Here is a 23,397-nt window from a genome sequence, read left to right as displayed (position 1 = left end):
AGCATTTTGTTTATTTAACCTGGTAACATTAAAACAGCGTATTACCGCCAGTTGATGGTTTCATGTCAGTAGGTTTGGCTGGCTGTTCACAATTTTCTTCGTTGAAAACCTGGTCGATGGCTTTTTCGGCTTTTCGCAGTTTTTCTTTGCAAAGTTTGATAAGCTGCGACGAACGCTGCACCTTCTGCGTCAACTCATCCACGTCTACGGCGTCATTTTCAATAGCGCGTAGTATTTCCTCCAGCTCCTGAGTTGCTTCCCTGTAAGTCATTTCGTTTAGGTCCTTATTCATCTGTATCAATGTTTACAATTGTACTATGTAGTGTGCCATCCTGCATCCTGGTTTCTACTATATCTCCGCTTTTTACCTCTTTTATACTTTTAATAATCTTGCCGTTAAGCAAAGTTAAAGTATAACCGCGTAAAAGCAGCCTTTCCGGGTTATTGGCTCCAATGCTCATTTCCAGTAATTTCAGCCGATGGTTTTCCTGTTGCAATTTTCTTTGTGCACCGTATTCCAGTTTGTCGCTATACTTGGTGTAGGTAATCTGGTTTTTCTGCAGCGTGTCTTTCGCTTCAGTTTCCAGGCAATGCACCAGGTGGTTAAGTTCGTGCTCTTTCATGTGCAGGTAGCGCTGGCTTTTGCCTTCTACGCAAACCGATAGTTCCTGCAAATGCTTTTCGCGCTGGTGCAGCAGGTCTTTTGTTCCGGAGTTAATATCTTTCTCCAGATCGCTGATAAAGTGCCGCTGCTGTTCCAGGTATGTTTTAGGTTTCAATAGTAAACCTCTTGATAACTGCTCCAGCCTGTCTTTATTTTCCTGCAGCAGTTGTTTTGTGGTATTGTTAAACCTTAGGTTAAGGCGTTCCAGTTTGTCTTCGGTTACTTTTAATTGCTGCGCAGAAAACATGCGTATCCTTTCAAACAGGTCCTCTGCCAATTCCTCCGCCTCCCTGAATCTGTCGATCAGGAAACCGGCTACCGCTGTTGGTGTTTTCAGTCGGGTGTGTGCTACCAGGTCGGCTATACTTTCGTCGCGTTCGTGGCCTATGCCGGTAAGTACAGGCAGGGGAGAGTGGCCAATGGCAGCGGCTATTTTATAATCATCAAAACAACTTAAATCTGTTTGGGAGCCACCGCCGCGTATCAGTACAATGGCATCAAAGTTAGCTTTATACTTTGCCACCTGCGCAAATGCAGCTGCTACCGAACCAGGCGCCTCGTTGCCCTGCACTACTGCCGGGAAAAGCGTGGTTCCGAAAGTATAACCGTAACTGTTCGTTTGCAGCTGATGCACAAAGTCCTGGTAACCGGCTGCCGTTGCCGATGAAATAACAGCCAGGCGCTGTGGCACCAGGGGTAGTTCCAGTTCTTTATTGGCTTCCAACAGCCCTTCTGCATCAAGGCGCTTTAGGGTTTCCTGTCGCTGCCGGGCCAGATCGCCGATGGTATAGTTAGGGTCAATGTTGGAAATGTCGAGGCTAAGGCCGTAAAGTTCGTGAAACCGGACTGATGCCTGCATCAGCACTTTTAGTCCGGCGCGAAGTGGCTGACCTGTTTTCTCCTCGAAATAGCGACTGAGCATCTGGTAGCGCGATCCCCAGATAGTGCCTTTTGCCTGTGCCAGCATTTGCCGGGCATCGTCGCCTTTGTCCACCAGCGTAAGATAACAATGGCCTTTGCGCTTGTCTACGTTTACCTGGGCCAGCTCTGCCACCACCCAATAACTCTCCGGAAACGCAATTTCCAGTTCCTCCCTGATCTGCTGGTGCAGCTCAAAAAGTGACATGGGGGCACTTTGCTCCTCAAAAGTTATGGTTTGTCTGAAATAGATCTGGGACATGGCAACTTCTCGTCTTCTCCTGCAATGCCAGTTGGTACCGGCTCCTACAAAACGAAGATAGGATTTTTTCTATTATCAGGCTAAGTGGTCATCAGAATTTATTCTGTTTACTGGTAGTTTACACTTTCTTACCTACTCTTATAACAGGATAAAGGGAAGTATGACGAAGGGCAGAAGACCAAATGCACTTATATTTCCTGTTTACCAAATTAAAGTCATAAAAGAGAATTATTTATATTTGATGAGTTCTATACTTTCTGTTTAGCTCCAAGCTCGAAAGTAAAGGCCCAGGTTGTAGATTACGGTTTAGGGCTACTCCGTTTTAAAGCCCATGCGTTTAGCACGCTTTGCCCAGTTGTTCTTAGCCCATTCCTGCAGGTCTGCAATCTGGTCCATTTCATCAATTATCTCCATGCCTAGCAGGGTTTCTATGATATCCTCCATGGTGATAATGCCTGCCGTACCTCCGTACTCATCCACTGTAAGGGCAATCTGTACCTGTTTTTCCATAAGCAGGTTTATCAACTTTGGGATAGGCATGTGCTCTGGTACAACTGGCAAAGGTCTGGTAATAGAACTAAGCGGTTTGTTGCCTTCATTGTTAATGAGTTTAAACATTACTTCATCTTTCAGCACATAACCATTTATATCGTCGAGGGTGTTTTTATAGATGGGAATCCTGGAGAAGCGCAAATCCGGAAACTCTTTAAAGAAATTTTTGATGGACATGCTCTCGTGTGCGCAAACAATAACGGTGCGGGGCGTCATTACGTGGCGTACCAGGATGTTGTTAAACCGGAGTATGTTCTGGATGATCTCTGATTCTCCTTTCTTGAAGATGCCCTCCTTGATGCCCAGTTCTGCCATGGCTGTAAAATCTGCGCGGTTTAGTACACTGCGGTTTTTATCTGTTTTAAGCAGCCTTGTTATAAACTGCGAAAAGACAATAATAGGGTAAAGAGGTGAGTAGATAAGGATTTTAAGCGTACGGACTGTAAAAGGAGTAAGCTGTTTCCAGAAATTGGCGCCGAGTGTCTTTGGAATGATCTCTGTGAAGATCAGGATGACAAAGGTCAGTACTACAGATACAATGGTTATGTACTTATCGCCCCAAAGCAATTGTGCCTGCGCACCCACGCCTGCTGCCCCAATGGTGTGGGCAAAAGTGTTAAGGGTAAGTATGGCTGCCAGAGGTCTGTCTATGTTGTCCTTAAAATGCTGCAGGTCTTTACCGAGGTCAGGTTTATCTTTACCGATAACACTTACATAGGAGGGCGAAATGCTCAGAAGCGAAGCCTCGAGAAGTGAACATAGGAAGGAAAAAAACAAGGCAATGGCAAGGTATAAAAGCAGTAGAGCCATTTAAGTAGGATTTCTTTTGAGTTTCATTAAAACTATGCGCTTTATTAATGTACCACTCGCAGGACAGGTTCGGGGAGTTCCTGGTGTGTTTCTAGATCAACTGTAAAGTAACCCACCATACTTGGGCCATAGCCAAGGTTTATCTCCACAAACTTATTTTTTTCCGGTAACATGTTTATCACTTCCTGCTGCAGTTCCTGGTAACGCTCTAACAGTTTATTCATGCGCTGCTGATGTTCGCCAGCCTCTGTTTCTTCTGTGCCGGCGCTTGGTTGGTGGTCTGGTTGTTCCGGCTCGTCGGCAGCGGCTGCTTTGTTTTGTAGGGTAAGTATTTTTACTTCCAGCAGTCTGATCTCTTTTTCTACTTCAAGGTACTCCTGAATTTTGTTCTCCAGCGGAACAAGCGATTCATCGAGGTATGCAATCAGGTTTTCCATCGTCTTGGGGTTATCAAATGTGTGTTTGCCCTGTATACGATGGCTTGGTAAATTTATATGCAATTCAGGATAATGTACATGGTATTGAGTTGAATCTAACGATTTTTGCTGCAAACTTCAGGTACTTATCTTATGTAGATGTGCAGGCAGTATCGGCAAAGATGTACAAAGGTAGAACCATAGATGCAGGTTTTGAGTAGATGCACTGGTAAATTTGTATATTTGAAGTATAGCGCAAACCAACGCACGCTTCAGAACATAACAGCATGAAAATAATTGAATGCCCCCGCGATGCCATGCAAGGTATCAAGGACTTTATACCAACAGAAAAGAAGATTGCCTACCTGAATACCTTGCTGCAAGTAGGTTTTGATACGCTTGATTTTGGCAGCTTTGTTTCGCCTAAGGCTATACCACAAATGCGCGACACGGCAGAAGTGCTGGCCAACCTGGAATTGGATAACACCACAACCAAACTACTCGCTATTATTGCCAACGTACGTGGCGCCGAAGATGCAGCACAGCACCATCAGATTGATTACCTGGGCTTTCCGCTTTCAATTTCAGAAACGTTTCAGCAGCGCAATACAAACAAAAGTATAGCCGAGGCCATGGAGCAACTGGCACAGATACAGGATATTTGCCATAAACTCGGTAAAACGCTGGTTACCTATATTTCCATGGGTTTCGGAAATCCTTACAACGACCCCTGGAATGCTGAAACCGTTATCAGGTTTGTAGAAGAACTGCACAAGCTGGATGTAAAGATCATCTCACTTTCAGATACCATCGGGGTCTCTAACCCTGAAAACATCACATATCTTTTCGAAAGCCTTATTCCTGCCTTTAAAAGTATAGAATTTGGTGCGCACCTGCATACCACGCCAACAACCTGGCATGAAAAAGTAGAGGCTGCTTACAATGCCGGATGCAGAAGGTTTGACGGTGCCATGCGTGGTTTCGGTGGTTGCCCAATGGCCAAAGATGAACTGGTAGGTAACATGGCTACCGAAAATTTAGTCGCTTATTTCGAAAAGATTGGTTTAAATTTGAATCTCAACAAGACAGCATTCCATGCCGCGCTGGCAGAATCTGGTGCTGTGTTCTCTTAATTATGGCAAAAAGAATAATCGTAGATATTTTTATACCCTGCTTCGTAGATCAGCTTTTCCCGGAAACAGGCATGAACATGGTAAAAGTGCTGGAGAAGGTAGGCTGTGAGGTAAACTATAACCCAAACCAAACATGCTGCGGCCAGCCAGCTTTTAACGCCGGCTTTTTCGACGAAGCCCGCGAAGTAGCCAATAAGTTTCTTACTGATTTCTCGAACGAAACTTCGCATTACATTGTAGCGCCGTCTGCCTCTTGTGTGGGCATGGTGCGTAATGCCTATCAGGATATTTTCGTGAAATCGTCGAAGCTGGTTAAGTATAGGGCCATGCAGAAAAAAGTGTACGAGCTGACCGAATTCCTGACGGACGTGCTGGGCATTACTACTATTGATGGAGCAGCTTTACAGGGCAAGTACACGTACCACGACTCGTGTAGTGCGCTGCGTGAGTGCGGCATTAAAGCAGGGCCGCGCGCATTGCTGAATGGAGTGCAAGGGTTGGAACTGATCGAAATGGAAGATAGCGAGACCTGCTGTGGCTTTGGAGGTACCTTCGCTGTAAAGTTTGAGTCTATCTCAACAGCCATGGCCGAGCAAAAAGTAGAGCACGCACTTGCCACCGGTGCCGAGTTTATCATCTCTACAGACAGCAGTTGTCTGATGCACCTGCAGGCCTATATAAACAAGCAGAAGAAACCAATCAAAACCATGCACATTGCCGACGTGTTGGCAAGCGGCTGGTAAGTATAAATTGAAATATGAAAAAGCCCGCACAAGTATAAACTGTGCGGGCTTTTTTATGCGGTAAAGTATAGATCTTTAGAAATAAAAACTCAGACCAAGATTAAAGGAGCTACTGGAAAGGACAAGTTGAAATTGATTACTTTCACTGCTAGTATCTCTTGTAGTTGTTTCATTAAAAATAAGTTCTCTCCGTTGCTGCTCTTCATTATTTCTGGAATAGCTTAATTCACCATATGTCGCATTCAGACTGATTTTATCAGATAAAAAAAAGGCAATACCAGGGCGAACAGCTGCCGAAAAGTAGTTTGTTTCGGTTTTATTTTCCAGTTCATACTTACTAAAGCTGGATAGCACTTGTTTATAGCTTACATCAGAAAAATTGTAGTTAACGTCTGCCTGGCCATAAACAGCGAGGTTGTTTACCAGAAACTTGTATGCCCGTGCATAAACGCCAGCTGAATAGTTCTTTATCTCATGGTAGTTTGTATACGATGGACCCGCCATAATACTGTTTTTCTCATCATGCTCAGAATACCTGTAACCGGCCATAAGTCCAAGCTCCAGATTGTTGGTTACAAAATAGCCTATACCAGGGCTTACCTGATAGCTTTGTCTGTTTAGTTCTACATTACCACTTTTGGCTTCTTCGGTACGACTAGTATACCCCAAAGTGCCGGTTGCAGTCCAGCTGCCTTGTGGAATCTGAGCAAAACTTAACTGTACCAGCACAAAACATAGCACCGTAAAAAATATCTTTTTCATAGGTTATATCTTAACGGTTGATATAGTATCGGATTCCGATTGATGCACTGGCGGGTGAAAAGTTTAGGCCAAAATCTTCTGATACTGTTTCCTGTTTTGGTTCTGAATCATGATACGTTTGGGTGGATTTTGAGTAACCGATGTAGCCCATACTTACAGAAAAACCCAGCTTCGATGTAGCAAAATAAGTCAGGCCAGGCGCCGCCGACGCATAGAAACCTGAAGCTGAGGAGTATAGTTCTTCAGCTTCATCAGGTCGTTTTGTTCTGCTGTTTTCGTAGCCGAAACCTCCTGTGGCAGTTAGATGTAGCTTTTCGGTGATAGAGATATACTTGGTAAGGTAAGGACCTATACTATAGCTAAACGTATTGAACTTGTTACCAGAGTCCGAATTGATCTGTTTATAGGTGCTGGTGTAAAAAAGCAAACGGGAATTCAAACCTAGTTCTAACCCATCTTTAATAAAATAGCCCGCAGAAGGGGATATTGAAAACCCGGTCTGTTTACTTTCGCTATTGGTTTGATCATTAGATGCACTATAAATGCTTAAAGAGCCTCCAAGCGAAATGTTACCCTGAGAGGTTTGGGCCACAGCCCCGGTACCAATAAGTGCCAGCAGTCCTGCAAAAAATAATTTCTTCATATTTGTTTCTATAGCTTTAACAATTTACAGAACGAATATAACCAAAAATAGTTGAAAAGCTATATATAAATGTAACTGGCGCATACCTTAGCTACTGGTATGTTTACTTATCAGGCTGTTCTGGCCTGCTTTTGTATCATGCTGTTTTAAAGCATTTTATTTTCACAAAAGAACTATAAAGCCATAGAAGCTGCCCACAAAAGGAGAAAGTATAAACAGTTAAGCATGAAGCATATTTTAAGCTGAATTTCCTGATCCAAAATCTAAAATTTATCGTTTCAATAATAGATGGTTGCTAATCAGGTGGTTATGTTGGTATGGTGGAGGAGGTGAACTGGTTAACTTTTAATTTAACAAGTATATGAGTTAAACAACTACGCTTACTTTACGTTTAAAGTGCAAGTATTTGTTAAATTAATATAGTATATAGCTATGTCTAATAATTATCAGTTTGATCGAAGCGCCTACGATCCTTATGACCAGAATTATGAATCCGGTTATAGTGGACAAAGCCGCGAATACAGGGATCTGTATAACCCTTACAAAAACTTCTGGAAACAAGCTTTAAAAAGTAAATCCGGGAAACGCGCCAACATAGGCGACTTTAATGAATACAGACAGGAAAATGCTGGACGTTTTGTACCGGAAAGAGAAACGTTATACGAGCAGAATAATCAGAACAGTGGTAGCAGTATAGGCCAGCAAATGCCTAAACAGCTCCAAAGCAAAGGTGGTTATCATAGCCTGACTCAAAGAGAAGGGGAGGTGTTTGATTCTGGATACGACGTAACAAGAAGAAACACTTACGGCTATCGCACCACGGGATTTGGTCCGCGGGACTAAATTTTGCATCTGATAATTAAAAGACATCTTACATTAAAACAAAAGGCCCGTTAAACCGGGCCTTTTGTTTTGTGATTACAGCTTAAACTCAAATCAAACAGATGCTGCTTTGTTGCGTTTAAGAAGTATAAAGTATAAACCTTAACACTACACTATGGAGAATGACTTTGATAGAAGCAATGACAGGAATAGCTGGCATGCAACAGAAAGAAGAAGGTATTACGATAACCCAGCCAATAGTAACTACCATAGCGGTTACCAACCTGATGGAGATCGTGACTATCGCCAGCAGGATTATGACATGGAAAGAAATTATTACCGAAATGTAGGAAACAAGCCACACGACCTTGATAACATTCGGCAAGGGTATGGTATGTCTAGCTTTGGCAATGCACATAACGAATACAACGAATTGGAAAACATGGAGCGGGAACGAAACCAGTTGCAAAGGCAAGGCTATGGGGCCGGACGAATGGGGGGATATAGTGGCTCTGCTTTTGGTGGAGCAAACTACAGTTCGCACGGTGATTTTGGTGGATCAGAAGCATATGGCTCTATGAGCGGCCACGGCGGTAATGCCGATAGATTTGTGTCTTCTTCAGGATATGGTGGAGGCTATGGAGACAGTACTGTTCGTGCAAGCAGTGATACACCGCACTACAGGAGAGGCGCAGCATATGAAAGAGAATACCGTGGCTACACATCAGGAAATAAGTCCTATGGTAGTTCGTTCAGAAATACTGGAGGCTATGGTTTGTCGGAAGACAATTACGATAGACCACATGGCACAGGTGATAGGAATATGTACTCATCGGATAAAAGGCGACACTACGACTGGGATTAAGAGTAGTAGACAGTACAGTAAATCACAAATCTATATTCCCTTGTTCAATATAATGAACAGGGGATTTTATTTATACTTTAGGAGGTTTTGGACTGCCGTTTAATAGCTTCATAGCCTCTTCCTCATTTACAGCAGCAACAATTATTTTTTCGAGGCCAAGTATGGCAAACACATTTTTGATTTTAGGTTGAAGTCCGCAAAAAACTACTTTAGTGCTGTTCTGTTTGCAGGCATGTAAAGAAGAAAGTATAACTCCCAGGCCTGCAGAAGAAATATAGTGTAAACCGGTACAGTCAATCAGAAGAGCTTTTTCAATTGCATTAGCAATAGCTTCCTGCAAGGCATCATCTGCAGACACAGCTGTGTTTGCATCGAGTTCTCCCGTCAGCCTGACAGCAACAACACGTTCCAACTGATCTACCTCTGCTATAAACCTCTCCATCTTTTTGCTGATAATAAATCTTTAGTATTAATCAGGTTCTATTGTATACGTTTGTGTGCTTAAAACTCATAGGTTTAAGCCATAAAAGTAGTTTTTAAAGCTAAGGACTTTTTTTATATAATATATAGTTATTAGATTTTTTTTATTTGAGTTAGCTTATTTTTTTATTTTGTGGCTTTAAAAGTAGCTATTCGGGATTTTTGTAAGTTTAAACTTTAAAAATAAGGCACTTACTTAATCAAGTAGCCTATGCAAGGCTTTAAGAAATTTAGTTACGCAGGCTATGCGCGATTACCAGATTGGTAAGATGGAATTTTACACCGAGTAGCTGTCGGTAACGAGTATAAGTAAAGAAAAAGGCCTGCTGATTTGTTAAAAATCGGCAGGCCTTTTCAGTATGAAGTAAATTTACTTAACTGTGCCAGAGCAGACAAAGTTTGTACGTGGTATACCTGTTTTAGAGATAGCGCCGTAGCCTCCTTGTACATCAATTAGATTTTCAAAGCCTCGTGACTTAAGTATAGATGCCGCGATCACAGAACGGTATCCGCCTGCACAATGGATGTAAAGCGTTTCATCTGTAGGTAGGGCAGCTAAGTTATCATACAGAAAATCCAGCGGGTTGTTAACGGCAGTTTCAATATGTTCGGACTGGTACTCGCCTGGCTTGCGCACATCAATCACTTTTATACTTGCATCTTCGGCATAAAGGGCAGCAAATTCTTCAGCAGGTATGGATACAATGGAATCAACTGGTTTTCCGGCATACTGCCAGGCTGCAAAGCCACCAGCCAGGTAACCAATTGTGTTATCGTAACCAACACGTGCCAGGCGGGTTACTACTTCTTCTTCGCGACCTGCATCGGCAACAAAAAGTATAGGCTGTTTTAAATCAAGTATAAGCGCACCTACCCAGGGGGCAAAGCCACCATCTATACCAATAAAAAGTGAGTTTGGTATAAAGCGCTGGGCGAAAGCCTGTGGTTTGCGTGTATCAAGTATAAGTGCCCCGGTTTCGGAAGCGGCTGCTGCAAAAGCGTCAGGAGATAAAGCTGTAAGCCCCTGCTCCAGAATATTACTGATGCTGTTATAGCCCTCTTTGTTCAACTGTACATTGAATGGGAAGTAGTTTGGCGGCGGCATCAATCCATCCGTTACTTCACGTACAAATTCCTCTTTTGTCATGTCGGCACGCAGGGCGTAGTTTGTTGCCTTTTGGTTGCCTAATGTATCAAAGGTCTCTTTGCTCATGTTCTTGCCACAGGCTGAGCCGGCTCCGTGTGCGGGATAAACCAATACCTCATCAGCCAAAGGCATGATCTTGGTACGCAGCGAGTCGTATAAGTAACTTGCCAGTTGCTCCTGTGTCAGGTCCGATTTTGCAGCAAGGTCAGGTCGGCCCACATCACCAATAAACAGGGTGTCGCCGGTAAAAACAGCGTAGTCTTTGCCGTTCTCATCTTTTAACAGATAGGTGGTAGATTCCATAGTATGGCCGGGTGTGTGCAATACTTTAATGGTAAGCTTACCAATTTTAAATTCTTCGCCATCGGTGGCAATGTGCGCATCAAACGTTGGAGCAGCGTTTGGTCCGAATACAATTGGGGCGCCTGTAGCTTTTGCCAGGTCTACGTGCCCGGATACAAAATCGGCATGGAAATGAGTTTCTAAAACATATTTTATACTGGCACCATCTTCGGCAGCTTTATCGAGGTATGGCTTAATTTCCCGAAGCGGGTCTATGATGGCGGCCTCACCGTCGCTTTCGATGTAATAAGCGCCCTGAGCCAGGCATCCTGTATAGATCTGTTCTACTTTCATATGGTTGGGTATATGATTCGAGGGTAAATATGAAGCTTAAAATTACAAATAAAGCTGACTTAAGTCACCATCTTAAAATTTGCAGTGCTAGTACCTTTAATAATTTTAAGTGTTAAAACGTTTCGGAGTGTAAAATTAGCGGGCTAAATGCTTTGAAGGGAAAGTTAAATTCAGTTATTTAAATGTTCTGATAAATAAACCGCATAAACATGCAAAATAAAGCAGCGATATTTAGCTGGAAGATCATTCTCGGCCTTCTCCTGATAGGGCAGACATCCTGTATCACACAAAAAAAACCTGAGGTAACTGCCGAAGTATACGGGCCGGCTACCATACTGCAACAGGTGCAGGAGTCTGAGAAAAAAGTTAACCGCTTTGTAGGCTTTGCTTTATTCGACCCCGAACTAGGGAAAATGGTGGTGGAGCACAACGCAGATAAGTACTTTGTGCCTGCCTCCAACACCAAACTGTTTACTTTTTATACCAGTCTTAAAATGCTGGGCGATACCATTCCAGCACTAAAGTATACTGTACGCGGCGATTCGCTTTTATTTTGGGGTACCGGCGATCCCACGTTCGCACACATGGATCTGAAGAACTCCATTGCCTACAATTTTCTGAAAAACAGGAAAGAGAAACTGTATTACATAGAAGCTCCGTTTGCGAGCACGCCGTTTGCTGTTAACTGGGGCTGGGACGACTACAACTATTATTACCAGCCAGAGCGGAGTATTTTTCCAATTCACGGCAACATCGTAAAGTTTTACAGAAAAGAGAACAGCCCTTATACTACCACGCCAGCACATTTTAAAGCCAACGTTAAAGCAGATACTGCTACTTTGCAGCCACAAAACGATTCGTTTGTTAGGGAATGGCGTACAAACGACATTACGTTTTATCCGAAAGTAGCCAAAGCTGATTTTTCTGTAGAAGTGCCTTTTATCACCTCACCGGAAACAACGATGCAACTGCTGTCCGATACCTTAAAGCGGGAAGTAAAACTGCTAAAGCAAGCCTTACCGAAAACAGCAATAACTTTACCCGGACTGCCATCTGATAGCGTGTATAAACGTATGCTGCAGGTAAGCGATAACTTAATGGCGGAGCAACTGCTGGTGCTGAGTTCGGGCACTATTTCAGATACCTTGTCCGTAGAGAAAAGTATAAAGTATGTACTTGATAATTACCTGCAGGATTTGCCGGATAAGCCGGTTTGGGTAGACGGGTCGGGTTTATCAAGTATGAACATGTTTACACCGCGAAGTATAATTGCCTTGCTGCAGAAATTACAGCAGGAGCGGCCAAATCATAAATTATTGCCTATGCTGGCAGTAGGAGGCAGGCCGGGTACCTTCCGGAATATTTACAAGGCGGATGTTCCTTTTGTGTTCGGTAAATCGGGTACGCTGTCGCATGTGCACAACCAGAGCGGCTATATTATGACTAAAAGTGGTAAGCTGCTGCTCTTTAGCTTTATGAACAACAATTTCAGGGGTTCATCTGCAGCAGTTCGGGAGGAGATGGTCCGCATCATGACTGAAATCCACGAGAAGTATTAAACTGGCACTTCCAGAAGAATCATTTAAACAAACCATACAATGAAATTAACGATCCGATCCTTTGCCTTGCCTTTGAAGCATACCTTTACCATTTCCTATGACTCCCGCGACGTGCAGGATACCCTGATCGTTGAACTGCAGGACGGCGAACACAAAGGCTATGGCGAAGCAACCAGCAACCCATACTATGGCATGACCATAGAGGGCATGACGCAAAACCTGGAGAACATCCGGCAGCAGATCGAATCTACAGACATAACTGACCCGGCGGCTTTCTGGGAGCAGGTGCGCCCTGCCTTGCAGCACAGCTCTTTCACGCAATGCGCCCTCGATATGGCCGCTCACGATCTGTACGGTAAAAAAACAGGCAAACCCCTTTACGAGATATGGGGCCTTGATCCCAAAAATGCACCCATATCCAATTATACCATTGGCATCGACTCTATTGATAAAATGGTGCAGAAAATGAAGGAGAAGCCATGGCCGATCTATAAGATAAAACTTGGTACCAGCGAAGACCTGGATATTGTGCGTGAGCTGCGTAAGCACACCGATGCCATTTTCAGGGTAGATGCCAACTGCCATTGGGGTGTGGATGAAACCATCAACAATTCTATTGAGCTGAAGAAACTGGGAGTGGAGTTTATAGAACAGCCCATGAAAGCCGACAACCTGGAGGGGATGAAAGAAGTGTACAGGCATTCAGTACTTCCGCTGATAGCCGACGAAAGCTGTATTGTAGAGCAGGATGTCGCCAAATGCCACAACCTGTTTCATGGCGTTAACATTAAGCTGACCAAATGCGGTGGGGTAACGCCGGCATTGCGCATGATCAGAGAGGCGCGTGAACTAGGCATGAAAGTAATGATCGGCTGTATGACGGAGTCTTCAATTGGCATTTCGGCAATCGGCCACCTGGCCCCAATGCTGGACTATGTGGATATGGACGGAGCCCTGCTTTTAAAGGAAGATATTGCTACAGGTGTGGTGGTTACAGAAAATGGCCTGGTGTATCCGGATGCCAATGGTACAGGTGCTTACCTGCTACCGCAACTGGTAGCAGCTAAATAGTATGACTTATGGCTGTGGTAGAAGCCTTTACCGGCAGAACCGTTATTGTTAACGGAAAAGAGCGTTTATACTTTAGCGGCACTTCTTACCTGGGAATGAGCAAGAACAGCCGTCTGGAAGCTCTGATACATGCAGGTGGTAAACGCTATGGCACTACCTACTCCAGCTCCAGAGGATCAAATTTAAAACTAGCTGTATACGACGAGGCCGAAAGTATGCTGGCTAGTCATGCAGGTGCCGAAGGAGCCCTTACTTTTTCGTCGGGTTACCTGGCAGGGCAAGCATTGATCAGAACGCTTGATACAGGGCAGTCTTTCATCTATGCTCCTGATGCACATCCTGCCGTCTGGCGCACTGCAGCAGATGCTAACCACACAGACTATACTTCATGGGTTGAAGCCTTGCCTTCTGCCATTGCGGCGTGTTCCGGCGATGTGGTGCTTGTAATGAACTCAGTTGATCCGTTGTATGCCCGTAAGTATGCATTTAACTGGATTACAGACCTGCCTGAGGATAAGCAAATAACCTTGATTGTAGACGACTCACATGGGTTCGGTTTGCTGGGAGAGAAAGGTGCAGGCGTTTATCCTGAACTCCGTAAGCTATTAAAGCTAAATGTGGAGCTGGTAGTAGTTGCATCAATGGGAAAAGCGTTGGGTATTGCTGGCGGTGTAGTGCTTGGCTCCACAGGTTTGATAGGTTCTCTAAAAAAGTCGCCATACTTTATGGGAGGCTCTCCGGCACCACCTGCCTATCTGTATGCATACCTGCACGCTCAGAAAGTATACGAACAAGCCAGGCAACAACTTACACGTAATGTACTGCACTTTCAGCAGATGATAAGTGACACAGGCCTGTTTAACTTCTTTGATACTTACCCGGTATTTTATACAAAGCACCATGGCTTAACCTCCGCCTTAGAAGACGATATCATTATTTCCTGTTTCCCATACCCGGACCCGGACAGTGAGCCTATCACCAGAGTAGTTATTAACAGCCTCCATACTTTTGATGACATTGAGTTTCTGGCGGGGAAGATTGAGCAGTACAGGGTAGGAGTGAAGTAGGTAAGTATGATTATCCTGCATTAACCGTTCCAACCACCCCTAACCCCTCTCCCGGACTTGATTCGGGAGAGGGGTTAGGGGCAATGCCGTCAACTTAAGCTTTTCTGTCATCTCGACGAAAGGAGAGATCTTTACAGAATGCCTCCTGTACTAATTCCGGATAGATTTCTCGCGGTGCTCGAAATGACAGCCTTTTGCTTAAGTTGACGACATTGGGGGTTAGGGGTGGTTGGATAATGTACTGCAAAAACAAAAAGTCCGCTACTGTCTAATCAGCAACGGACTTCTCTATTATACTTATACTCTTCGTTTACTCATAAATAGAACTGGCGCGCAGGTCCAGCATGTTAGGGCCGGGGGCAGGGCGTTTTGTTCTTAAGTAGCGGTTGTTTTCGTAATCATCGTAATTGGCTGCATTGGGGTTCATGCTGCTGATGCGCACAAGGCCGGCAGAATGTATGAATTCTTTATCGCCTCCGATCCACATGCCCACATGCACAATACGCTCAGGCTTGCCATCTTTTGCAGGCACTCCGAAGAACAGCAGATCGCCAGGGCGAAGCTTATCCCAATTCTTATCTGTATCGACCAGTTCGCCTACATGTACCTGTTGCGAGGCGTCGCGTGGCAGTACAATGCCATTCATGAAGTATACTGTTTTGGTAAAACCACTGCAGTCTACCCCCTTAAAAGAAGTGCCGCCCCACAAGTAAGGCAGGCCCATCAGGCGCTTGCTTGTCTGTACGAGGTTTTCTCCTGTTGGCTGGCGGCTGGTGATCCACTCTTTGTATGGAATGGCTTCAGAGGAGGGGATGTAGCCCACACGTTCATCAGGTAAACTCACCTCGAAATAATCTTTGGTCTTGCCTTTGAGCACCATCACATCGCCATACACCAGGTCAGACACGGTTGCTCCTTGCTTGTCTGTGTTCGAAAGTGCAAAGCCGTATGGGTTTGTGTAGATCAGCTTTTCGCCTTTCTGCCATGTATCCAGTTCGTTTTTTGTCATCAGTTGAATACCGGCTGCGTCTACCCAGGCCAGGTAATTGTCAGGAGTCTGTACCAGGTACCAGCCGTTTTCTTTTTTCCATACTTTAAGCGGAGTACCCATAGTTGCCTGCGTTGCCAGTTCGGCAGGGTGCTTTGGCTGGGAACGGAGGTTGGCTACCGATAACCTTACTACTGCATAATGGTTTCCTTCCAGTTCTGCTTCCGGTAGCACGGTTATACTATCTGTATATGCAAGGTTGGCGGCCTGGAGCTTGCTTAACAGAGCAGCCTTAGCCTCCGGAAGTATAGTTTCGCCGGTAAGCACACTGTTTTCTTTCGCAGTTACATCAAACAGCACCGTACGTTTATCAGGGGCAAATTGCTTTCGTACCGCTTCTACGTGTGTAGTTAGCGGAGATGGTGCAGGAGTAGACGTAGTAGCTGTTTCAACCGTATTTTTAGTAGTGGTACAGGCTAGCAACGTTCCAAGTAACAGTATAGACAAACCGTTTTTCATAGTAGAAGCTTAGTATAGGTTAAATACCCTGTTGTTTCAATGTATAACTAAATTATTCAGAATATAATTCTATCAGGGGGCAACCATTTGCATCATCAGCCCTGAAAGGTAAGCGCCATAGGTACCAACGGCATAGCCAAGTATAGACAAAAGTACACCAACAGGTGCCAGCGCAGGATGAAAAGCCGCTGCCACAATAGGAGCAGAGGCGGCTCCTCCCACATTAGCCTGGCTACCAACAGCCAAGAAGAAGAACGGAGCCCTTACCAGCTTACCTATAATAAGCAACAGCAACATGTGCACCATAATCCAGATAAGGCCTACCAGGAACAGGCCCGGCTGGCTTACTATGGCCGTAATATCCATTTGCATACCAATGGTTGCCACCAGTATGTACAGGAACAGACTTCCTATGCGTGTAGCGCCAACCCCCTCCAGTTCGCGTGCTTTTGTGAAGGAAAGAAATACACCTATGGTAGTTGCTATCACCACAATCCAGAAGAAGCCGGAGGTAAGGCTAAACTTGTCCAGGTAAGGCGCATTTAATTCTATCCAGGGAGCAATAATATCGGCAAAGAAGTGGGCTACACCTGTTACACCCAGACCCACACCTGCTATCATAGCCAAATCGGCTAATGCCGGTATTTTCATGATGTTGAGCTGGTGCTGCTCTATCTTCACCTTCAGGTCATTCACGGCGGTGCTGTCGGCCTTGAAGAACCTGTCTACACGTTCGCTTATACCTGCTCCGTAAAGTAGTACAGCCATCCAGACGTTGGCCACTATAACATCTACTGCGATTACGGCAGAAAACAGGTTCGGGTCTGGTTTAAATACCTCAAACATAGCCAACTGGTTAGCACCGCCGCCAATCCAGCTGCCGGCAATGGTAGAAAGGCCTCGCCATACAGCCATAGGTCCTTCACCGCCTACTATATCCGGGGCAAAACTAGAAACGATAAGTATAGCCACCGGGCCACCTATCATAATGCCTGCTGTACCTGTTAAGAACATCAAACCGGCCTTGTGGCGTAGCTTCCAGATCTCCTTAAGGTCTAAGCTTAAAGTAAATAGCACCAAACTGGCCGGCAGCAGGTAACGCGAAGCCATATTGTACAAACCAGACTGTTCACCGGAGATGATGTTGAAGGAGTTTAGCAAGCTGGGAATAAGATAGCACAGCAGTACCGACGGCACTACGGAGTAAAACTTCCTGAAAAATGGATGGTTGCTGGATGATGTTTTAAATACGAATGCCAGTATGACTACCAGAATACCCAGTACTACGGCATCGTTGGTAATTAATGGTGCTGACGAAGAGACTTGCTCCATGCAGGTGTGATTGTGTTTAGTTAATTTTAGTTTATGCGGCAAATTGCAGAAGTCATTTGATTCCAAACTCAAAGCCGCAACACTAAACTACATTAATTTTAGCTGTATTACCAAGTTGCAAAGTATAGTTGTACCTCAATTTATACTTGTGTGGGTGTAAACCTGGATTTAGGCTGCAGAAAAGATTCTCGCTGTGTCATTACAAATTCATGACTATAGGCTCAACAAGTATACTTATACTTTAAAAGCAAAAGAGGGAAACCGAATTTACATCGATTCCCCTCTTGCTTGATCAGGCCCTTGTCAGACCTAAGTATAAATTACCAGATTCTGATTCTGTCTTCCGGCTTTTTGTAAAGTTTATCGCCTGGCTTCACATCAAATGCCTCGTACCAGGCATCCATGTTTACTAGCGGACCAAAAGTTCTGAACTCTCCAGGTGAGTGTGTATCCGTAACGATCTGCTGGGCAGCTGCCTCTGGCAAAATGTTCCCTCTCCAAACCTGTGCCCACGACAGGAAGAAACGCTGGTCTGGCGTAAAGCCGTCGATCAACTCGTTAGACTGGCCTTGCTTTGTCATTTTGAAGGCTTCGTAAGCACCGGCCAGACCACCAAGGTCACCAATATTCTCACCTAATGTAAGCTGACCGTTTACATGCACTGTGTCCAGTACAGTATAAGCGTCATACTGCTCTTTCAGCAATTTGGCTTTTGCCTTAAACTTAGCAAGGTCTTCAGGCTGCCACCAGTTACGTAATGTACCGTCTTTGTCGTACTGGCTACCAGAGTCGTCGAAACCGTGAGAAATCTCGTGGCCGATAACCGCACCAATACCACCGTAATTCACCGCATCATCCGCCTTTGGGTCGAAGAACGGGAACTGCAGGATACCTGCCGGGAACACGATCTCGTTCATTACCGGGCTATAGTAGGCGTTTACTGTTGGAGGTGTCATGCCCCAACGCTCACGGTCTACTGGCTTGCCCAACTGGTTCACCATTTTGTTGTAGCCCCATGCACCTGAGTTGCGCACGTTCGTAAAGAAAGACTTACGGGAAATATCAAGACCTTCATACGTTTCCCACTTGTCAGGGTAACCTACTTTTGGACGGAAGGCATGCAGTTTAGCAAGCGCTTTCTCTTTCGTGCCGGCACTCATCCAGTCCAGGTTGTTGATGCGGATCTCGTATGCTTTGATCAGGTTGGCGATCATCTCGTTCATGCGCGCCTTTGCCTCTGGCTTAAAGTGCTTCTGCACATAAAGCTGGCCCAGCAACTCACCAATCGTACCGTCGGTTAACTGCGACATACGCTGCCAACGCGGGGTCTGTACTTTCTGGCCAGATAAAGCCTGCGAGTAAGCAAAATTCGCGTTTACAAAATCAGAGCTCAGGTATGGCGCTGCAGATTTAAGCACGTTCCACTGCATGTACGTAGCCCAGTCTTTAGTCGGAACGCTCTTCAGCATGCCGTCCAGCTCTGTAAAAAACTTAGGATTGTTAACCAGGATAGTGTCCTGGCCGTTTACTTTCATCTTCGCCATCAGCGCCTTCCAGTCCATGTTCGGAGTGGTTTTGCTGAAATCGGCTACAGAGAATTTATTGTAGGTCTTGTACGGGTCGCGCATCTCTACACGAGCCATTTGTGCAGCGGCAAGCTTCTTCTCCAGGTTAAAGATAGTCTCAGCGTTTTGCTGTGCTTTAGCCTGTGATTCGCCTGTTAAAGTAAACAGGGTAGTGATGTAGGTTTTATAAGCGTCCTGAATTTTTTTGCTGCGGGCATCATCCTTCAGGTAGTAATCGCGGTCGGGTAGGGTAGTACCGCCCTGGCTAAGCTGAGGCACCATGTTGTTAGGGTTCTTGCGGTCCTGGCCAACATAGAAACCAAACATTGGAGAGCCTGCACCTGATGTTCTCAGGTAAGCTGCCTCGTTTAGTAAACCGTTTACGTCTTTAATCTTGCCTGTTCTTTTTAGGTCGTTTTTGATAGGCTTATAACCCAGCTTCTCGATGGCAGCGCTATCCATAGCAGCGGCATAGAAATCGCCTACACGCTTGTTAACAGAACCGGCTGCTGCGTTTTTGTCAGCAGCTGCCTCGTTCAGGATATCTTTTACCGCCTTAATATTAAAGTCGCGCAGCAGGTTAAAGCTACCCCAACGGGTTTCTTTAGCCGGAACAGGGTTGTTTCTTAGCCAGGCACCGCTGGCGTAAGTATAAAAATCATCGCCTGGCTTTACCGACAGGTCCATGTTGGCTTTATCGATAAAAGGGGACTTAGTACCGTTTTCTGGTTTATACTGTGCAGATGCTTCTGCGACAGTAAACATGGCTGCTCCAAAAAGTAAAATCCGGAGGTTGTTTTTCCAGTTGCTCCTACTTTTCATAGAATTCAGATTTGTCATAGGTTATTAGTAGTCGGTTTAGGTTTAAGTTTTGTTAGAACAGTTTGTATATTTTCGGCTATTGCTGTTTAAACAGCACAGAGGCCCTAAATGTAATAGTTTAAGATGAGATTGCAGCAAAATTTCAGAAGGCTATGTTGCCCAAAAGCTGCCTTAGCATTAGAGTGGTCAATGGCTTAAAAGTTTAAATTCCCAATATGTAGTATACAACTATCAGGCCATACAGCTGGTTCCTTTTAAGAAATTTAGATGTGCCGGTTTAGGCCTCTCAGTATAAAATCAAGCGCATGTGTTATCTCATGCAGCTATACTTTTTACCTTATTTTTGATTTTGCGGTATATATACTAAATGCCTGATACTAAACCACCTGTTCGTTGTGAAGAAACATACTTTATACTTTATACTGACTGCTTCAATGTTGCTTTTTGCATTGAATGCTGATGCACAGCGCAGTAGATCAAAGCCCCTGCACAGCAATACAAAAAAAGCTGATGTTACCTCTTATGATCAGACAAGAGACCCGGATTTTCTGGCCTGGCAGCAATCCAGGTGGGTAGACTCTGTGATGAAAACCCTGACGCCTGAAGAACGCATTGCCCAGCTCATCATGATCCCGGTATACTCTAACCGCGACCAGGCGCATATCGACTCCATCAGCAACCTGATTACGACCTACAAAGTTGGCGGCCTGATATTTTTCCAGGGCGGGCCGGTGAGGCAGGCCAAAATGACAAACCGCTACCAGCAGGAAAGCAAAGTACCATTAATGGTAACCATAGATGCTGAGTGGGGCCTTGCCATGCGCCTCGATAGTACCATTCGGTTTCCGTACCAGATGTCGTTGGGGGGGATAGAGGATGAGCAGCTGATCTATGACATGGGTGCTGAGATTGCACGCCAATGCAAGCGCCTGGGTATCCATGTGAATTTTGCCCCGGTAGTAGATGTGAACAACAATGCGAATAACCCCGTGATCGGCTTCCGTGCTTTCGGTGAAGACAAGCATAACGTTACCCGAAAGGCTATGGCCTACATGAAGGGCATGCAGGACCAGCGCGTGCTGGCAAACGCAAAACACTTTCCCGGCCACGGCGACACCAACGTAGACTCTCATGCAGATCTTCCCATCCTCAATTTCTCACGCATCAGGCTGGACTCAGTTGAGCTGTACCCGTTCCGTGAGCTGATGGAAAATGGCCTGGGTAGTTTGATGGTGGCACACATGAATATCCCTGTGCTGGATAATACGCCAAATCTTGCCTCTACCTTATCAGAGCGCATTGTAATGGACCTGTTGAAGAAAGAGCTAAAGTATAAAGGACTGGTATTTACAGATGCGTTGAACATGCAGGGCGTGGCAAAGTTTTACGAGCCGGGTATTGTGGATGTAAAGGCGCTTTTGGCTGGTAACGATGTGCTGCTGAATACGATGGATGTGAAGACGACTATCGAAGAAGTTAAAAAGGCTATACAGAACAAAGAGATCACGCAGGCAGAAATTGATGCCCGGGTACGGAAGCTACTGGCTGCCAAGCAATGGGTAGGGCTCGACAAATATAAACCTATCGAGTTGAATAACCTTATAAAGGACCTAAATAACCCATACGCTCAAAACCTGAGCCGGCAATTAACTGATGCCTCGCTCACACTGCTTCGCAACAAGGAAAACATACTTCCGCTTAATTACCTGGATACTTTGCGCATTGCTGCCCTGGCTATCGGAACCGACAAAGAAACCGAATTTCAGAGAGGACTTGCCAGATACACAAAAGTAGACACCTTCTTCCTGAAACCGACTGCTACCATTGCAGAGCTACTACAGCTAAAGGAACAGCTGGCAAAGTATAACCTGGTAATTGCAGGCGTGCACAAACTGCAGTTAAAAGCCGGCAGCAGCAATTTTGGTATCACCGCTGAAATGAACCTGTTTCTCAAAGACTTGATCCGATCCAAACCAACCATTGTGAGTGTGTTTGGCAATGTATACAGCCTGGCTAAAATAGAAAGTTTAGATAAGGCCGATGCCGTTATTGCTGCTTACCAGGAAACTCCTGTAACGCAGGATATAGCATCACAGCTGATTTTTGGCGGGATAAGTGCGAAAGGTAAATTACCGGTTGCCGTATCCAATGTTTTTAAATTAGAGGATGGCTTGATAACGCATGGTGGCATACGGCTGGCTTATAGTATGCCTGAGGGTGTTGGGCTAAAGTCGGAGCATTTTACGGGAATAGACTCTCTGGTAGCGCAGGCTATTCAGGAAAAAGCCACTCCTGGTGCTCAGGTGCTGGTGGCGAAAGAAGGCAAGGTAATCTATCAAAAATCGTTTGGTTACCATACCTATGATGAGGATACGCCTGTAATAAACACCGACCTCTACGACCTTGCGTCTATAACCAAGGTAAGCACCTCCATGGCCGCTTTTATGAAACTGAAAGGCGAGAGCCGGTTTAATGTAGATAACACCCTTGGCTCATATTTGCCTATGGTGCAGGGCACGGACCTGGAGAACCTGAAGTATAGGGATATCCTCACGCACCAGGCCCGCCTCTACGCCTGGATACCTTTCTGGAAGGAGGCGGTGAAGAAGAACGGTAAATTTAAGTGGCGCACTTTTAACGAAGATTCCACGGCGCGATTCCCTTTTAGAGTGGCTGATAACCTGTACATGCACCGAAAGTACCACAAGAAGATTTATAAAAGTATAGTAGAGTACCCGCTAAACGAAAAGCCAGGGTATGTGTACAGCGACTTGTCATTTATACTTGCTCCGAAGGTAATTGAGAACATCACCGGTGAGGATTTTCAGACGTATCTGAATGAGAACTTTTACGAATCGCTTGGAACAACTACCTTAACTTTTAACCCATACAAGAAATACCCAAGATCGCGCATTGTGCCTACGGAATTTGACCCGCACTTTAGAAAGAGCTTGCTACACGGCACCGTAAACGACGAAGGCGCCGCCATGCTGGGTGGCGTTAGCGGCCATGCCGGCTTGTTTGGTAATGCCAACGACCTGGCAAAGCTCATGCAGATGTACCTGAACGATGGCGTGTATGGTTACAAGCGCTACATTGCAGATAACGTGGTAGAGGAGTTCAGCAAGTGCCAGTTCTGCGACCAGGGCAACTACCGCGCTCTCGGCTTCGACAGACCTGCCAAACCCGGTGAGCAGAACAGCAACGCTGCCCCATCGGCACCGGTAGAGAGTTTTGGTCACTCCGGATTTACGGGTACTTACACCTGGATTGACCCGGTAAACAATCTGGTGTATGTATTCCTCTCTAACCGCGTAAACCCTAGTCGTGATAACCCGAAGCTAAGCAAGCTTAACACACGCACCAATGTGCTGCAGGTGGTATACGATGCCATTGAGAAAAGCAAAGACCAGTAAAGTATAAAATGGAAACGCCTGCTATGGTAATGGGAATAGGTGCTATTGGTTTATTTTTTATTAGGAGGAATGGAAGTCATCCTGGACTTGCAACAAAAACCCGGACACAAGATTAAGCTGCTAAAGGTTTCCTGTTTAATTTTTCTTCCATTTGTTTTGGTGTGCGGTATCCCAGGCTTGAATGGAGCCTTTCCCTGTTGTAGAA

Annotated in this window: 19 protein-coding genes; 8 read left to right on the top strand and 11 right to left on the bottom strand. The window is 45.2% G+C overall.

Features of this window, described 5'->3' with window-relative positions:
• Positions 1-28 precede the first annotated feature (28 nt).
• The 4 genes from xseB to K0O23_RS12735 form a co-directional block, all read right to left on the bottom strand.
• A complete protein-coding gene (gene xseB / locus K0O23_RS12750; protein WP_219877815.1) occupies positions 29-292 on the bottom strand; it encodes an exodeoxyribonuclease VII small subunit in 264 nt (87 codons plus the stop codon).
• Positions 285-1,844 (bottom strand): exodeoxyribonuclease VII large subunit, encoded by a 1,560-nt coding sequence (xseA, locus tag K0O23_RS12745; RefSeq protein ID WP_219877814.1) that lies wholly within the window; start codon positions 1,842-1,844, stop codon positions 285-287. Before xseA ends, xseB begins: the two co-directional genes overlap by 8 nt.
• A 312-nt stretch (positions 1,845-2,156) precedes the next feature.
• The gene (locus tag K0O23_RS12740; protein WP_219877813.1) at positions 2,157-3,206 is read right to left on the bottom strand and encodes a hemolysin family protein; all 1,050 of its coding nucleotides are present in this window, start codon (positions 3,204-3,206) and stop codon (positions 2,157-2,159) included.
• A gap of 44 nt (positions 3,207-3,250) precedes the next feature.
• A complete protein-coding gene (locus K0O23_RS12735) occupies positions 3,251-3,643 on the bottom strand; it encodes a hypothetical protein (RefSeq protein ID WP_219877812.1) in 393 nt (130 codons plus the stop codon).
• 266 nt (positions 3,644-3,909) lie between these two features.
• Between K0O23_RS12735 and K0O23_RS12730 the strand changes: the two genes are divergently transcribed.
• The gene (locus K0O23_RS12730; RefSeq protein WP_219877811.1) at positions 3,910-4,755 is read left to right on the top strand and encodes a hydroxymethylglutaryl-CoA lyase; all 846 of its coding nucleotides are present in this window, start codon (positions 3,910-3,912) and stop codon (positions 4,753-4,755) included.
• Between the two features lie 2 nt (positions 4,756-4,757).
• Positions 4,758-5,498: a (Fe-S)-binding protein gene (locus K0O23_RS12725; RefSeq protein WP_219877810.1), complete on the top strand. Its 741-nt coding sequence runs from the start codon at positions 4,758-4,760 to the stop codon at positions 5,496-5,498.
• A gap of 75 nt (positions 5,499-5,573) precedes the next feature.
• Here the strand turns inward: K0O23_RS12725 and K0O23_RS12720 are convergent, their stop codons facing one another.
• Together K0O23_RS12720 and K0O23_RS12715 are read right to left on the bottom strand one after the other, a co-directional pair.
• Positions 5,574-6,260, bottom strand: a complete 687-nt coding sequence (locus K0O23_RS12720; RefSeq protein ID WP_219877809.1) for an outer membrane beta-barrel protein — start codon at positions 6,258-6,260, stop codon at positions 5,574-5,576.
• Positions 6,261-6,270: 10 nt separating this feature from the next.
• The gene (locus K0O23_RS12715) at positions 6,271-6,903 is read right to left on the bottom strand and encodes an outer membrane beta-barrel protein (RefSeq protein WP_219877808.1); all 633 of its coding nucleotides are present in this window, start codon (positions 6,901-6,903) and stop codon (positions 6,271-6,273) included.
• A gap of 432 nt (positions 6,904-7,335) precedes the next feature.
• Here K0O23_RS12715 and K0O23_RS12710 point away from each other — a divergent pair, with 432 nt between their 5' ends.
• Both K0O23_RS12710 and K0O23_RS12705 read left to right on the top strand, forming a co-directional pair.
• Entirely contained in the window at positions 7,336-7,746 is a 411-nt protein-coding gene (locus tag K0O23_RS12710; RefSeq protein WP_219877807.1) for a hypothetical protein, read from the top strand.
• 154 nt (positions 7,747-7,900) lie between these two features.
• Entirely contained in the window at positions 7,901-8,590 is a 690-nt protein-coding gene (locus K0O23_RS12705; RefSeq protein WP_219877806.1) for a hypothetical protein, read from the top strand.
• Positions 8,591-8,660: 70 nt separating this feature from the next.
• On the opposite strand, the gene K0O23_RS12700 is transcribed toward K0O23_RS12705, so the two are convergent.
• Together K0O23_RS12700 and K0O23_RS12695 are read right to left on the bottom strand one after the other, a co-directional pair.
• Positions 8,661-9,032, bottom strand: a complete 372-nt coding sequence (locus K0O23_RS12700; protein ID WP_219877805.1) for an STAS domain-containing protein — start codon at positions 9,030-9,032, stop codon at positions 8,661-8,663.
• Between the two features lie 408 nt (positions 9,033-9,440).
• Positions 9,441-10,853, bottom strand: a complete 1,413-nt coding sequence (locus tag K0O23_RS12695) for an MBL fold metallo-hydrolase (RefSeq protein WP_219877804.1) — start codon at positions 10,851-10,853, stop codon at positions 9,441-9,443.
• A gap of 209 nt (positions 10,854-11,062) precedes the next feature.
• Here K0O23_RS12695 and K0O23_RS12690 point away from each other — a divergent pair, with 209 nt between their 5' ends.
• From K0O23_RS12690 to K0O23_RS12680, 3 genes are read left to right on the top strand one after another with little or no spacing between them, the layout of a single operon-like run.
• A complete protein-coding gene (locus K0O23_RS12690; protein ID WP_219877803.1) occupies positions 11,063-12,412 on the top strand; it encodes a D-alanyl-D-alanine carboxypeptidase in 1,350 nt (449 codons plus the stop codon).
• Between the two features lie 39 nt (positions 12,413-12,451).
• A complete protein-coding gene (locus K0O23_RS12685) occupies positions 12,452-13,483 on the top strand; it encodes a dipeptide epimerase (protein ID WP_219877802.1) in 1,032 nt (343 codons plus the stop codon).
• Between the two features lie 8 nt (positions 13,484-13,491).
• Positions 13,492-14,550: an aminotransferase class I/II-fold pyridoxal phosphate-dependent enzyme gene (locus K0O23_RS12680; RefSeq protein WP_219877801.1), complete on the top strand. Its 1,059-nt coding sequence runs from the start codon at positions 13,492-13,494 to the stop codon at positions 14,548-14,550.
• A gap of 310 nt (positions 14,551-14,860) precedes the next feature.
• On the opposite strand, the gene K0O23_RS12675 is transcribed toward K0O23_RS12680, so the two are convergent.
• The 3 genes from K0O23_RS12675 to K0O23_RS12665 all read right to left on the bottom strand — a co-directional run bounded on the left by K0O23_RS12675 (position 14,861) and on the right by K0O23_RS12665 (position 19,641).
• Positions 14,861-16,057 (bottom strand): C40 family peptidase, encoded by a 1,197-nt coding sequence (locus K0O23_RS12675; RefSeq protein WP_219877800.1) that lies wholly within the window; start codon positions 16,055-16,057, stop codon positions 14,861-14,863.
• A gap of 72 nt (positions 16,058-16,129) precedes the next feature.
• Positions 16,130-17,389, bottom strand: coding sequence for a DUF819 family protein (locus tag K0O23_RS12670; RefSeq protein ID WP_219877799.1), 1,260 nt, complete (start codon positions 17,387-17,389; stop codon positions 16,130-16,132).
• 320 nt (positions 17,390-17,709) lie between these two features.
• Positions 17,710-19,641, bottom strand: a complete 1,932-nt coding sequence (locus K0O23_RS12665; RefSeq protein ID WP_246597098.1) for a M13 family metallopeptidase — start codon at positions 19,639-19,641, stop codon at positions 17,710-17,712.
• A gap of 530 nt (positions 19,642-20,171) precedes the next feature.
• On the opposite strand from K0O23_RS12665, the gene K0O23_RS12660 reads away from it, so the two are divergent.
• Positions 20,172-23,192 carry a glycoside hydrolase family 3 N-terminal domain-containing protein gene (locus tag K0O23_RS12660; RefSeq protein ID WP_317195691.1) on the top strand — a complete coding sequence of 1,007 codons (3,021 nt, stop codon included), beginning with the start codon at positions 20,172-20,174 and terminating at the stop codon, positions 23,190-23,192.
• Positions 23,193-23,397: the final 205 nt, after the last annotated feature.

This window comes from Pontibacter aydingkolensis, from assembly GCF_019443125.1.
Lineage (GTDB): Bacteria > Bacteroidota > Bacteroidia > Cytophagales > Hymenobacteraceae > Pontibacter > Pontibacter aydingkolensis.
The sequence above is the reverse complement of the archived record's forward strand: the minus strand, read 5'-3'. Positions and strand labels throughout refer to the sequence as shown.